This window comes from Pseudomonas sp. BJa5 (genome assembly GCF_030272875.2).
GTDB lineage: Bacteria > Pseudomonadota > Gammaproteobacteria > Pseudomonadales > Pseudomonadaceae > Aquipseudomonas.
The window spans coordinates 1-13,438 of record NZ_JALRNG020000004.1 but is presented as its reverse complement, the minus strand read 5'-3'; the positions used below and the strand labels follow the sequence as shown (position 1 = coordinate 13,438).

Sequence of the window (13,438 nt, the reverse complement as noted above, 5' to 3'; positions counted from 1 at the left end):
GGGGCTCAGCGCGGACTGAGCACGGCGGACTCGCCGACACCGCGCGGGTCGCTGGCGGCTTCCAGGGTGTTGGCCGACTTGTTCCAGTACAGCACCTGCTGGTTGCCGTAGCTCCGACCCAGGTCTTTGAGCTGGTAGCCACGCGCCTGCAATGCCCGTTGTTGTGTCGGGGTGAAGGCGCCGGGTTCATGCTCGACCACGTCCGGCAGGTACTGGTGGTGATAGCGCGGCACGGCGGGCCAGTTGGCCACCGGCTTGCCTTCCAGGAATCCCATCATCGACAGCAGCACCATGCTCGGGATGCGGCTGCCGCCCGGGGTGCCGAAGGCGGCGAACTGGGTGGGGCTCTCGATAAAGCTCGGGCTCATGCTCGACAGCGGGCGCTTGCCGGCGGCCACGGCATTGGCCTGGCTGCCGGCCAGGCCGTAGCTGTTGCTGCCACGGGGATCGGCGGCGAAGTCGTCCATTTCGTTGTTCAGCACCACACCCGTACCCGGCGCGCTGAAGGCAGCGCCGAACGGCAGGTTGACCGACAGCGTCGCGGCCACGGCATTGCCCTGGGCATCGATCACGGCAAAGTGGGTGGTGTGGTCGCCTTCGCGCCAGGCCGGGGCGGGCGGTAGGCTGCTGCTCGGGGTGGCCTGGTGCACATCGATGCTGGCGGTCAGGCTGTTCAGGTACGGGCGCGACAGCAACTGTGCCAGCGGGTTGGCGACGTAGTCCGGGTCGCCCAGCAGGCCACGGTCGCGGTAGGCCCGGCGCAGGACTTCCAGCACGTAGTGGCTGCGCTGCACTGGCTCGGCGCTCTGCCAGGGCAGGCGCTGGAGCATGGCCAGGCTCTGGGCCAGGGCCACGCCGCCGGCTGAGGGCGGCGGGGCGCTGATCAGTTCGCGCTGGTCGGCCAGTTGATAACGCAGCGGCTCGCGCTTGGCGGTGCGGTAGTTGGCGAGGTCGTCCAGGCTCCAGAGGCCGCCTGCGGCCTGGACGCCATTGACCATGGCCTGGGCGGTCGGGCCGCTATAAAAGCCATCACGGCCCTGGCTGGCCAGGCGTTCGAGGGTGACGGCCAGCTCCGGCTGGCGAATCGTGGCACCCAGGGCCGGCACCTCGTTGTTGCGCAGGAACAGGCGGGCGCTTTCCGCATCGTCGCGCAGGGCGCTCAGGCGCATCTGTGCCCGGTCGCGGTAGATGCGGTCGACGGCAAACCCCTGGTTGGCCAGGCGAATGGCCGGGGCCAGGGTGTTTTTCAGCGGCAGCTTGCCGTACTGCGCGGCAAGGTCCGCCAGTGCGGCCGGCAGCCCGGGGATCGCTGCGGCCAGCGGGCCGTTGATCGACAGGCCCGGCTGGACCTTGCCGTCCTTGAGGTACATGGCTTCGCTGGCCTTGCCTGGCGCCCGCTCGCGGGCGTCGAGGAAGGCATAGCGCGGCGAATCGCCCGCTTCACGCAGCAGGAAGAAACCGCCGCCGCCCAGGCCCGAACCATAGGGCTCGACCACCGCCAGCGCGGCGCTGACAGCAATGGCGGCGTCGAAGGCGTTGCCGCCTTGTTCGAGGATTTCGCGGGCCGCAGCGGTGGCCTGGGCGTGGGGGCTGGCGATCGCCGCCTGGCCCGGCCCTTGTGCCTGGGCACAAGCCGCCGCTGACGCGAGCAGCGCGCCAAGCAGCAGCGAGGTCAGGCGGGCGACCCGCCGCATCAGGCCTTGCCGGTGATACGGCGGTATTTTTCCATCAACTCGTCGTGAGTCTCGGGGTGCGCTTCATCCAGGGGGATGCAGTCGACCGGGCAGACCTGCTGGCATTGCGGCTCGTCATAGTGGCCGACGCACTGGGTGCACAGGTTCGGGTCGATCACGTAGATCTCTTCGCCCTGGGAAATAGCGGCGTTCGGGCACTCGGGTTCGCAGACGTCGCAGTTGATGCAATCGTCGGTGATGATCAGGGACATGGGGACTCCGGCCAGGGGACTTGACCCTGGCATTTGAAAACCGATGGGCATAATTGTGCCGCATTAGCGCCCGCAGTGCACGCGGGCGCGGTCGTCAAATCGTCGATGTCACTTCTTGAAGCGCTCGGTCAGGGCGTCGGCCACCACCGGATGGACGAACTTGGTGATGTCGCCACCCAGTGCCGCGATTTCCCGGACCAGGGTCGAGGAAATGAACGAATAGCGTTCCGAAGGGGTCAGGAACAGGCTTTCGACGTCGGGTGCGAGCTGACGGTTCATGTTCGCCAGCTGGAATTCGTACTCGAAATCGGAAACCGCCCGCAGGCCGCGCAGGAATACATTGGCCTGCTGTTCCTTGGCGAAGTGCGCCAGCAACGAGGAAAAGCCGATGACCTCGACATTGGGCAGGTGCTTGGTGACCTCACGAGCCAGTTCCACCCGTTGTTCCAGCGGGAACAGCGGGTTTTTCTTCGGGCTGGCGGCAACCGCAATGATCACCTGGTCGAACAGCCGCGAGGCACGCTCGACCAGATCGCCATGGCCCTTGGTAATAGGGTCGAAAGTACCTGGGTACAACACTCGGTTCATCGCGTCGTCCTGGCAGGAGTGCGTTGGGGAGTCGGATGGTATCGCAGCAGTGGCGGTCGGCCAAGTCGCCCGCGCATGCTGAAGGCACTATAGACAGTGTGCCCAATTGTTGTCATCTACTGGAAACCAGCCGTTCGATCAGGCCATCGCTGAGCCTTGCGGCAAGGCCGTACACCGATAACTGCGGGTTGGCACCGATGCTGGTGGGAAACAATGAGCCGTCGTGGATCGACAGGTTTTCCAGTTGATGGTGGCGTCCCAGGCTGTCGCAGACCGCCTGGCGCGGGTCTTCGCCCATGGCGCAGCCACCCATGACATGGGCGCTGCCCAGGCGGGTGCGGAACAGTTCCAGGCTCAGGCCGTCGATCATCTGCCTGGCCTCGGCCAGGGTTTTCACGTAGCGACCGTCGCTGTGCAGCGGCAGTACCGCTTCGGCGCCGGCGGCGAACTGGATTTCGGCCATGCTGTGGAAGGCGCGGCGTACGCCCTGCCAGACATAGGTCGAAACCGGGTAGTCGAGCACCGGCGAGCCGTCGCCACGCAGTTGCACCTGGCCGCCGGTGCTGTCCGGGTGAAAGCCGTCGCGCAGCAGGGCGAGAATCACATGGGTATGGGGCAGTTGCTCCATGCGCAGGGCGTTGTCGCTACCGAAACCACCGAGCAGGGTAGCGGCCAGCGCCGGTTGCAGGGGCGGTACTTCGAGTTTGTAGCCGATCGGGCCGGTGACGCCGTCGCGCCACTGGAAGTGGTCGGAGTAGATCGACTGCGGGGCGCCGTAGAACGGGTTGACCTTGTCCTTGAACAGCCCGGCGCTGAAGTTCACCAGGTGCAGGAAGGTCCGTTTGCCCAGGCGTTCGTGAGGGTCGGGTGCGTCGGAGCGCAGCAGCAGGGCGGGGCTGTTGATGCCGCCGCCGGCGAGCACGTAATGCCGTGCCTTGACCTGGATGGTGCGCCCGGTGGGGTTCACGCAGCGCTCGTCCATGGCCTGGCACTGCAGGCTGCTGATGCGTTCGCCGTCATGGACCAGCCGCTCGGCACGGGCCAGATAGAGCAGTTCGCCGCCTTTTTCCAGGGTGGCGGGAATGGTGGTCACCAGCATCGACTGCTTGGCATTGACCGCGCAGCCCATGCCGCAGTAGCCCAGGTTCCAGCAGCCGCGCACGTTGCGAGGAATCACCTTCCAGCTGTAGTCGAGGGCCTCGCAGCCGCGCTTGAGTGCTTCATTGTTGGCGTTGGGCGGCATGATCCAGGGGGCGATGCCCAGGCGCTGTTCCATGCGCTCGAACCAGGGCGCCAGGTCGGCGCTGCCCAGGCCCTTGACCCCGTGCTCGCTGGCCCAGTGCTGCAGGGTCGGCTCGGGGGTGCGAAAACTCGAGGTCCAGTTGATCAGGGTGGTGCCGCCCACCGCGCGGCCCTGGAGGATGGTGATGGCGCCATCCTTGCTCATGCGGCCGATGCCTTCCTGGTACAGGCTGGCGTAGGCCTCATCTTCCAGCAGGTGGAAATCGCTGCTGGTCTTGAGCGGACCTTCTTCGATCAGCAGCACCTTGAAGCCGGCGGCGCTGAGCAGTTCTGCCGTTGTGGCGCCGCCGGCGCCGCTGCCGATGATGGCGATATCGGTTTCCAGGGTCAGGTCCTGGTCCAGGCGTGAGGCGTCGCGGGCTTTCCAGCCGCGGGCTAGGCCTTCGCGAAACGGGTCGGGTACGGGCATCTTCAGCCTCTTGTATTTATGTCGGGGTCAGACTTTGGGTGGGCCGGGGTAGCCGCACTGGGCCCAGGATTCGGGCATCTCGTACCAGGCCATCTGCAGCAGTTGCAGCAAGGAGGCATGGCCCATGCGCAGCAGGTTCAGCGAGCTGTGCTCCCAGCGCCGCAGAAAGGCCTGGACCTGCTCGCTGCTGGCGCCCTCCCAGTTGCCCCAGATACCGGTCAAGGGGCCGCGGGTTACCGCCAGGGCCAGCACATCGAACAGCTGCCGGGTCAGCTTGAGCATGGCGGGCGACAGGCTGGCGAGCTTGTAGTCCAGGCGCTGCAGCAGTGCTTCTCGGTTTTCGGCGGCGGCGGTGCCGGCGAGGATCACCGGTATCAGCGCCTGGAGGATCGGCAGATCGCCCTCGCGCAGGGTCATGAACCCCCTGGCGGGTGACTGCGCCGAGCAGCCGCTGAGGCTCGCACCCAGTCCGGCGGTGGCCAGGAAGGCGCTGGCGCCAAGGCTGAACTTGAGCAGCCCGCGGCGGCTCAGGGCGGGTGTTGCGGGCAGGCTTGTGGTCATTGTTGGAGTGCCTGGTTGTGGGGCTAGCGAATGAAGAGTTTGTACACCAGCTTGAGCAGCGACTTGCCGTAGGGCGGGTAGATCATCCGGGCGGCGTTGAAGCGCTGCTTGGCGAACACTGCCTTGGCCTTGCTGAAGGTCAGGAAGCCCTCGTGGCCGTGGTAATGGCCCATCCCTGAAGGACCGACGCCGCCGAAGGGCAGGTCGTCCTGGGCCACATGCAGCAAAGTGTCGTTGAGGCAGACGCCGCCGGAGTGGGTCTGCTCCAGCACCTTGTGCTGCTCGGCGCGGTCGTAGCCGAAGTAGTAGAGCGCCAGGGGCCGTGGGCGCTGGTTGATATAGGCAAACGCCTCGTCGAGGTGGTCGTAGGGCACCAGTGGCAACAGCGGACCGAAGATTTCGTCTTGCATCACGCGCATCTGGTCGTTGACCTGCAGCAGCAGGTGCGGCGGCAGGCGGCGGCCCTGGCGCGCTTCCCGGGGGTACAGGTCGATGATCCTGGCGCCCTTGTCGCGGGCATCGGCCAGGTAGCCTTCCAGGCGCGCCAGGTGGCGCGGATTGATGATCGCGCTGTAGTCCGGGTTGTCCGAAAGGGTCGGGTAGAAGCGATGCACGGCGCTCTGGTAGGCGTCGGCGAAGTCGTCCAGGCGCTCGCGGGGCACCAGTACATAGTCGGGCGCCACACAGGTCTGCCCGGCATTGAGGGTCTTGCCGAAGGCGATGCGTTCGGCGGCGTCGGCCAGGGGTACGCTGGCCGAGACAATGGCGGGGGATTTGCCGCCCAGCTCCAGGGTCACGGGTGTCAGGTTCTGCGCCGCTGCCTGCATCACATGCCGGCCGACGCTGGTGGCGCCGGTGAACAGCAGGTGGTCGAACGGCAGGCGCGAGAAGGCCTCACCGACGTCAGCCTCGCCGAGGGCCACGCTGACCAGGTCTTCGGGGAACACCGAGGCCAGCAGTTGCTTGAGCAGCAGGCTGGTGGCCGGCGTCGCCTCGCTGAGCTTGAGCATGACCCGGTTGCCGGCGGCCAGGGCGCCGGTCAACGGGCCAATGGCGAGGAACAGCGGGTAGTTCCACGGCACGATGATCCCGACCACCCCCAGGGGCTGGTACAGCACCTTGGCGCTGGCCGGCTGGAAGGCCAGGCCGACCTTGCGCTTTGAGGCTTTCATCCACTGCTTCAGGTGCCGCTCGGCATGCTGCAGGCCCTGCACGCTGGGCATCAGTTCGGCCAGGCGGGTTTCGTCGGCGCTGCGGCCGCTGAAGTCTTCGCTGATGGCTTTGATCAGGTCGTCCTGGCGACTGACCAGCAGCTGGCGCAGGTTTTTGAGCCATTGCAGGCGCTGCGCCGCGGGCGGCATTGGATTGCCGGCAAAGGCCTGGCGCTGGGCGCTGAACTGCCCGGCAAGGTCATCAAGGGCGGTGGGAGGCAAAAGACGAGCAGCATCGGCGGACATGCGAAACTCCACGGCGGGTTTTTCTAGAGCTTATACTCTAATCTTGTCCTTGTGCGACCCTTTTTTGACGACGGGCAGGTCCATCCGCTTTCCGATAACCGTAAGATGGACCTATTCATTCAAGCTCGACATCCGGAACCGATCATGGCCCCGCGTATCAAGACCCGCGAGCGCATCGTGCAGAACAGCCTGGAGCTGTTCAACCAGCAGGGCGAGCGCAGTGTCAGTACCAACCACATCGCCGCCCACATGGAGATTTCCCCGGGCAACCTGTACTACCACTTCGCCAACAAGCAGGAAATCATCGCCGTGCTCTTCACCCAGTACGAAGAGCTGGTGGAAAGCTTCCTGCGCCCGCCCCAGGGGCGGCTGTCGACCGTCGAAGACAAGCGCTTCTACCTCAAGGAGCTGCTGGCGGCGATGTGGAACTACCGTTTCCTGCACCGCGACCTCGAGCACCTGCTCGACAGCGACAAGGAACTGGCCGCCCGCTACCGGCGTTTTTCCCAGCGCTGCCTGATCCAGGGCCAGGCCATCTATAGAGGCTTCGTCGAAGCGGACATCGTGCAGATGGACGCCGTGCAGATCGAGTCGCTGACCCTCAATGCCTGGATCGTGCTGACCTCCTGGGTGCGTTTTCTGTGCACCACCCGGGAAAATTCGGCGCACCTGAGTGAGGATGCCATCAAGCGGGGTATCTACCAGGTACTGGTGCTGGAGCTCGGCTTTGTCACGCCCAAGGCCCGCCCGGCGGTGGATGCCTTGTGCCAGGAATTCTACGTTTCGCTCAACCAGGCGCTGGAGCAATAACGCCCAGGCCCGACCCGTTCAACCGTTCAGGAGACTGTCATGCCCGTCGCGCAACTGATCACCGCCCAGCAACTGGCCGAGCGCCTGGAGGCGCCGGCGCTGGTGATTCTCGATTGTCGTTTTGCCCTGGAAGATCTGGATTATGGCCAGCGCAGCTATGCCGGGGGGCATATCGCCGGTGCGCACTTTGCCGACCTTGAGCGTGACCTCAGTGGCCCGATCACCAAGGGTGTGACCGGGCGCCATCCGCTGCCGGACCCGCAGCGACTGGTGGAAAAGCTGCGCAGCTGGGGCATCGACAATGACAGCGAAGTGGTGCTGTACGACGATGGCCCGGGTGCCTTTGCCGCCCGTGCCTGGTGGTTGCTGGCCTGGCTGGGCAAGCGCAGCGGCGTCGCCATTCTCGATGGTGGCCTGAAAGCCTGGCACGCGGCCGGGCTGCCGCTGAGCCTGGACCCACCGCTCAAGCGCGAAGGCTCGTTCAGCGGCGAGCCGGACATGAAACTGGTGATCGGCGCCGAGCAATTGGCCAAACGCCTGGGCCAACCGGAGCTGACCCTGATCGACGCACGCGGCTTGCCGCGATTTCGCGGTGAAGTGGAGCCGATCGACCCGGTGGCCGGGCATATCCCGGGCGCGCAGTGCGCGGCCTTTACCGACAACCTGGGGGCCGACGGGCGGTTTCTGCCGGCCGACCAGCTCAAGCAGCGGTTCGCCGGGCAACTGGGCAAGCGCCCGCCTGAACAACTGGTCGCTTACTGTGGCTCCGGGGTGACGGCCTGCCACAACCTCTTCGCCCTGTCGCTGGCAGGTTATCCCCTGGGCACGCTGTATGCGGGTTCGTGGAGCGAGTGGATCACCAACCCGCAGCGCCAGGTGGCCACCGGCGACTGACGTGTGGGAGCGGGCTTGCCCCGCGATTGCGTGGCAGCAGGCCTATTGCATCGCGAGGCAAGCTCGCTCCTACAGATACCCCGCCAACCACTGCGGAATGCGCCGCTCCAGGTAATAGCCGGGGTTGTGCAGGCTGCCATCGACAAAGCCGACATGGCCACCGCGGGTATGCAGTTCAAAGGTGGTGTCCACGGCCAGTTCGCTGGCCGCCGGCAGACTGTGGCTGAACACGAAGGGATCATCGCTGGAGTGGATGATCAGTGTCGGCGTGCGGTTCTCACCGAGAAAATAGCGGCTCGATGCCCGGCGGTAGTAATCCTTGGCGTCGGCGAAGCCATTGAGCGGCGCGGTCACCCGGCCGTCGAAGTCCCAGAAGGTACGCAGGTTCTCCAGCGGCCCGAGCCGCTCCAGCGCCGCCAGCCCCTCATGCTGCCCGTGATGCAGGAAATGCCGTTGCTTGTCCTTCACGTACGTCAGCATTTCGCGCATGAAGTGCGCCTGGTAGACCCGTGAAAAACCAAGGCCGATGCGGTCGGCGCACTGGTCCAGGCGAAAGGGCACCGACACCGCCACCGCAGCCTGCAACTGGCTTGCCGAGCCGACTTCCCCCAGGTGCTTGAGCAGCACGTTGCCCCCCAGCGAGTAACCCACGGCATACAGCGGCGCCTGCGGACGGCTGGCGCGCAGATGAGCGATGGCTTCGGCCAGGTCTTCACTGGCGCCGGAGTGGTAGCTGCGCGCCAGCAGGTTCGGCTCGCCCGAGCAGCCACGCCAGTTCAGCGCCACGCTGGCCCAGCCGCGGCTTGCCACCGCTTGCTGCAAGCCCAGGACATAGGGTGAGCTGGACGACCCGGTCAGGCCATGGAGCACCAGCACCAGCGGGGTGGCGGCTTCGTAAGGGCCATGCCAGTCGAGGTCGAGGAAGTCGCCATCGGCCAGCCACAGGCGCTCACGCTGGCGGTCCAGGTGGGTCAGCTTGCGCCATAGCGGTCCCCATAGCGTTTGCAGGTGCGGATTGCCCAGCCCCAGGGCAGGTTTGAAAAGGCTGGGCGGGAGCGGGGACATCGGAGGTATCTCTTGAAATGAAAGCGCAACGGTTGTCTTGAAGTGTAATGCCCGTTGCGCCTTTGCGCTGTGCTTCAGCCGCGCTGCCAGAGTGCGTAGTACACCTGGCCGGCCTTCTTCTCCCGGTGCAGGCGCCAGTTGCCCGGCAGCTGCAGGGTCGAGGGCGGGGTTTCGCTCTCGGTGTAGATCCAGGCGTTGGCCGCCAGCCACTGGCGCTCTTCGAGCAGGGCGCAGGTGCTGGGCAGCAGGTCCTGGTGGAAGGGCGGATCGAGGAACACCAGGTCGAAGGCCAGCTTGGCCTCGCCCTGCAGGTAGCGCTGGGCATCGCTGTTGATCACCTGGCCGCGTGGGCAGCGCAGGGTTTCCAGGTTCTGCCGCAGGCTGGCGATGGCTGCCGGGTTGCTGTCCAGGGCCACGGCCTCGGCGGCGCCGCGGGACAGCGCCTCCAGGTACAGCGCGCCGCTGCCGGTGTAGGCGTCGAGCACCTTGGCGCCTTCGATGTGTGGGGCCAGCCAGTTGAACAGGGTCTCGCGCACCCGGTCCGGCGTCGGGCGCAAGCCGGGGGCGTCAGGGAAGCTCAGGCGGCGGCTGCGCCATTCGCCGGCGATGATGCGTAGCTGACCCTGGCCGTTGTGTGGCCGGGCCGATTTTGCAGATGGACTGGCCATTAATGCTCCGGTACGCCAAGCGGCTGCTCGGCGGGCTTGTCTGTGGGCGGTGGCAGCGGTTGCTGGGCCACGGTGGGGCCGGCGGTGACGATCACCATCTTGTCCGCGGCCAGGTGCTTGTTCAGGGCGGTCTTGACCTGTTCGGTGGTCAGGGCCTGGGATTGTTGCATGTAGTCTTCCAGCCAGGTCAGCGGCAGGTTGTAGAAACCGATGGCGCCCAGTTGGCCGACGATGCTGGCATTGCTGGCGTTGGACAGCGGGAAGCTGCCGGCCAGTTCACGCTTGGCATCGTCCAGCTCCTGCTGGCTCGGGCCGGTCTTGAGGTAGTCGGCGAGGATGTCCTGGACCAGCTTGAGGGTGCCTTCGCTGAGCTCGGCACGGGTCTGCAGGTTGATCATGAACGGACCACGTACCTGCATCGGGCTGAACACCGAGTACACGCCGTAGGTCAGGCCGCGCTTTTCGCGCACTTCGCTCATCAGGCGGGTACCGAAGGTGCCGCCACCGAGGATCTGGTTGCCCAGCGACAGGGCCGCGTAGTCCGGGTCGTTACGGTCGATGCCCAGTTGCGCCAGCATCAGGTGGGTCTGCTTGGACGGGAAGTCGATGTGCGTGCTGCCAGGCTTGGGCGCCTCGGGCTGGGCCACCTTGGCCAGTGCCGGGCCCTTGGGCAGCGCTGCCGAGACCTGGGCGGCAATGGCCTCGGCCTCGCTGCGGCTGAGGTCGCCGACCAGGGCGATGACCGCGTTGCCGGCGGCGTAGGCCTTGGCATGGAAGGCGCGCAACTGTTCCAGGCTGATCGGCGGGATGCTCTTGGCATTGCCGTCGCTTGGGTGGGCGTAGGGGTGTTTGCCATACAGCTGTTCGAACAGGGCGATGCTGGCCAGCTTGCCCGGATTCTGCTTCTGGTACTCGAAACCGGCCAGCAGCTGGTTCTTGATGCGCTCCAGGGCGTCCTGCGGGAAGGTCGGCTTGCCGACCACTTCGGCGAACAGCTTCAGCGCCGGTTCGCGCTTGTCGACCGCGCTCAGGCTGCGCAGGGTGGCTACGGCCATGTCGCGGTAGGCACCGTTGCCGAAGTCGGCGCCCAGGCCTTCGAAGCCCTCGGCGATGGCGGTGACGTCCTTGCCGGCCACGCCTTCGTTGAGCATGGCGTTGGTCAGGGTCGCCAGGCCCGGCGCGTCACCATCCTGGCTGCTGCCGGCGGCAAAGGTCAGGCGCAGGTCGAACATCGGCAGCTCGCGGGCTTCGACGAACAGCACCCGGGCGCCCTCGGCGGTGTTCCAGGTCTGGATATTCAGTTGCCGGCGGCTCGGCGCCTTGCCATCCAGTTCGGCCAGCGTTTGCAGGGTGTTGGCCGGTTTTGCGGCAGTGCTGGCGGCTGGTTTGGCGGCGTCGTCCGACTGGGCAGGCTTGGGCAGGACGAAGGCCAGCCCGGCGACCAGCGCCAGGATGCCCAGGCCGATCAGGGTATAGCGGGGTGCGCTGCGTTCACTCATGAGCGTTCTCCTCGGGCAGTACGTGGGCAACGCTCAGGCGTTCACGGGTGAAATAGGTGCGCGCGGCATTCTGGATATCTGCCGGGGTGACGCTTTTCAGCTCCTCCAGCTCGCTGTCGATCAGCTTCCACGACAGGCCGACGGTTTCCAGCATGCCAATGGCGGTGGCCTGGCTGCTGATGGAGTCGCGGTCATAGACCAGCCCGGCGATCACCTGGGCCCGCACCCGCTCGAGCTCTTCAGCCGATGGCGGGGTGGTCTTGAGTTCGTCGAGCAGTTTCCAGATACCGCTTTCGACTTCGGCCAGGGTCTTGTGCTTTTGCTGGTTCGGCGTGGCGGAGATGATGAACAGGCTGTCGCCGCGGGTGAACGGGTTGTAGTTGGACGAGGCCCCGGAGACCAGCTCCTGGCCGCGCTCCAGGCGGCTCGGCAGGCGGGCACTGTAGCCGCCGTCGAGCAGGGCCGCGATCAGGCGCAGGGCATGCACGGTGCGCGGGTCCTTGGCGGTGGCCAGGCCCGGGGTGTTGAAACCGTAGATCAGGCTCGGCAACTGGGTGCGTACGTGCAGGGTGGTTTCCCGCAGGCCCGGGGTCGCCAGCTCCAGCGGCAGCTTGGCCGGCGGGATGGCGCGCTTGGGAATGGCGCCGAAGAAGCGCTGGGCCAGGCCCTTGACCTCGTCGGGGGTGACGTCGCCGACCACCACCAGGGTGGCGTTGTTGGGCGCGTACCAGGATTCGTACCAGTGGCGCAGCTCTTCGACCTTCATGCGATTGAGGTCGGCCATCCAGCCGATGGTCGGGGTGCGGTAGCTGCTGGCCGGGAAGGCCATGGCGCTGAACAGCTCGAACGCCTTGGCGTTGGGTTGATCGTCGGTGCGCAGGCGGCGCTCTTCCTTGATCACCTCGATCTCGCGGCTGAATTCGTCGGCCGGCAGGCGCAGGCTGGCCATGCGGTCGGCCTCGAGCTCCAGGGCGACCGGCAGACGGTCGCGGGCCAGGACCTGGTAATAGGCGGTGTAGTCGTCGCTGGTGAAGGCGTTCTCTTCGGCGCCCAGGTCACGCAGGATGCGCGAGGCTTCGCCGGGGCCGAGCTTTTCGCTGCCCTTGAACATCATGTGCTCCAGGGCGTGGGACAGGCCGGTCTGGCCCGGGGACTCGTAGGTGGAGCCGACCTTGTACCAGATCTGCGAGACCACCACCGGCGCCCGGTGGTCCTCGCGCACGACCACTTTCAGGCCGTTGTCGAGAATGAACTCGTGGGTGGGTTGCTGATCGGCGGCAAAGGCGGCGAACGGCAGACAAACTGTGCTGAGCAACAGGCCAGCGGCGCGGCGGGCTAGAGCATTCATACGTTGTTTAACCTGTAGGGCTGCCCGCGTTGCCTTAGCGTCGGCGGGCTAGGAGGTGCTAGGATACTGATCCGGTTGCCTGACGACCATGCCTGTGGTGGATCTGACCCGCAGGCCTCATGACAAAATGCTGCGCATGAACGAGCCGGATTAAAAGTAGTCTGTTCTGCGTGAAAAGAATTCTCGAGGCGCCGCAGTGGCGCATCGCTACCCTGAGATAGCCGTCTTCCATGTTTGGTTCCAACGACGACAAAAAGACGCCGGCCGAGGCTGGTGAAAAGAAAGGCCTGTTCAGCTGGCTGCGCAGAAAGCCCCAGCAACCGGCTGCCGAGCAGCCGCAGGCCCCTGCACCGGTCGAGCCGCAGCAGCCGCCTGCACCCGCTGGCGAAACCCCGGTCGCTGTTGCTCCGGTGGATGGCGCGTCCGTGCTTGCAGCAGCACCAGAGCCTGTCCATGTCGCGCCACCGGTAGCCCCGGTCGAACCACCGCCGGTACCGTCCGTCGGCCTGGTCCTGCCTGTGCCTGAAGAGCCGGTCGCCCTGGTGGCGGACCTTGAACCGCACACCCCGCCGCCAATCCCCGAGCGCCCGGCGCCTGTTGTCCAGCCTGCGGTCGTTCCTGCTCCGACTGTCGCCCAGCCCGAGCCGGTCGTGGCGCCTGTCGTCCAGCCTGCAGTCGTGCCTGCGCCGGTTGTTGTCCAGCCCGAGCCGGTTGTGGCGCCCGTCGTCCAGCCGCCGGTCGTGCCTGCGCCGGTAGTCGCCCAACCTGAACCGGTTGTGGCTCCGGTCGTCACCCCCGAACCTGTGCCAGTAGCTCCAGTAGCTCCAGTAGCTCCAGTAGCTCCAGTAGCTCCAGTAGCTCCAGTAGCTCCAGTAGCTCCAGTAGCTCCAGT

12 protein-coding genes are annotated in these 13,438 nt (G+C 66.1%); 2 read left to right on the top strand and 10 right to left on the bottom strand.

The window, feature by feature from the left end; translation table 11 throughout:
• Positions 1-5 precede the first annotated feature (5 nt).
• The 6 genes from ggt to M2D63_RS03135 all read right to left on the bottom strand — a co-directional run bounded on the left by ggt (position 6) and on the right by M2D63_RS03135 (position 6,262).
• The gene (gene ggt / locus M2D63_RS03160; protein ID WP_285861337.1) at positions 6-1,694 is read right to left on the bottom strand and encodes a gamma-glutamyltransferase; all 1,689 of its coding nucleotides are present in this window, start codon (positions 1,692-1,694) and stop codon (positions 6-8) included.
• A complete protein-coding gene (locus M2D63_RS03155) occupies positions 1,694-1,945 on the bottom strand; it encodes a YfhL family 4Fe-4S dicluster ferredoxin (protein ID WP_285861336.1) in 252 nt (83 codons plus the stop codon). Before M2D63_RS03155 ends, ggt begins: the two co-directional genes overlap by 1 nt.
• A gap of 108 nt (positions 1,946-2,053) precedes the next feature.
• Positions 2,054-2,533 (bottom strand): pantetheine-phosphate adenylyltransferase, encoded by a 480-nt coding sequence (gene coaD / locus M2D63_RS03150; protein WP_285861335.1) that lies wholly within the window; start codon positions 2,531-2,533, stop codon positions 2,054-2,056.
• 112 nt (positions 2,534-2,645) lie between these two features.
• Positions 2,646-4,244: a GMC family oxidoreductase gene (locus M2D63_RS03145; protein WP_285861334.1), complete on the bottom strand. Its 1,599-nt coding sequence runs from the start codon at positions 4,242-4,244 to the stop codon at positions 2,646-2,648.
• A gap of 27 nt (positions 4,245-4,271) precedes the next feature.
• On the bottom strand, positions 4,272-4,805 hold the full coding sequence (locus M2D63_RS03140) for a twin-arginine translocation pathway signal protein (RefSeq protein ID WP_285861333.1): 534 nt from the start codon (positions 4,803-4,805) through the stop codon (positions 4,272-4,274).
• Positions 4,806-4,828: 23 nt separating this feature from the next.
• Entirely contained in the window at positions 4,829-6,262 is a 1,434-nt protein-coding gene (locus M2D63_RS03135; protein ID WP_285861332.1) for a coniferyl aldehyde dehydrogenase, read from the bottom strand.
• A 144-nt stretch (positions 6,263-6,406) separates the two neighbouring features.
• Here M2D63_RS03135 and M2D63_RS03130 point away from each other — a divergent pair, with 144 nt between their 5' ends.
• Together M2D63_RS03130 and M2D63_RS03125 are read left to right on the top strand one after the other, a co-directional pair.
• A complete protein-coding gene (locus M2D63_RS03130; protein WP_285861331.1) occupies positions 6,407-7,072 on the top strand; it encodes a TetR/AcrR family transcriptional regulator in 666 nt (221 codons plus the stop codon).
• A 39-nt stretch (positions 7,073-7,111) separates the two neighbouring features.
• The gene (locus M2D63_RS03125; protein WP_285861330.1) at positions 7,112-7,966 is read left to right on the top strand and encodes a sulfurtransferase; all 855 of its coding nucleotides are present in this window, start codon (positions 7,112-7,114) and stop codon (positions 7,964-7,966) included.
• 69 nt (positions 7,967-8,035) lie between these two features.
• Here the strand turns inward: M2D63_RS03125 and M2D63_RS03120 are convergent, their stop codons facing one another.
• From M2D63_RS03120 to M2D63_RS03105, 4 genes are all read right to left on the bottom strand, one after another.
• Positions 8,036-9,031, bottom strand: a complete 996-nt coding sequence (locus M2D63_RS03120; protein WP_285861329.1) for a hydrolase — start codon at positions 9,029-9,031, stop codon at positions 8,036-8,038.
• Positions 9,032-9,105: 74 nt separating this feature from the next.
• Positions 9,106-9,699 carry a 16S rRNA (guanine(966)-N(2))-methyltransferase RsmD gene (rsmD, locus tag M2D63_RS03115; protein ID WP_285861328.1) on the bottom strand — a complete coding sequence of 198 codons (594 nt, stop codon included), beginning with the start codon at positions 9,697-9,699 and terminating at the stop codon, positions 9,106-9,108.
• On the bottom strand, positions 9,699-11,198 hold the full coding sequence (locus tag M2D63_RS03110) for a pitrilysin family protein (RefSeq protein WP_285861327.1): 1,500 nt from the start codon (positions 11,196-11,198) through the stop codon (positions 9,699-9,701). Before M2D63_RS03110 ends, rsmD begins: the two co-directional genes overlap by 1 nt.
• A complete protein-coding gene (locus M2D63_RS03105) occupies positions 11,191-12,546 on the bottom strand; it encodes a pitrilysin family protein (protein ID WP_285861326.1) in 1,356 nt (451 codons plus the stop codon). The genes M2D63_RS03110 and M2D63_RS03105 overlap by 8 nt, the downstream gene beginning before the upstream one ends.
• Between the last annotated feature and the right edge of the window lie 892 nt (positions 12,547-13,438).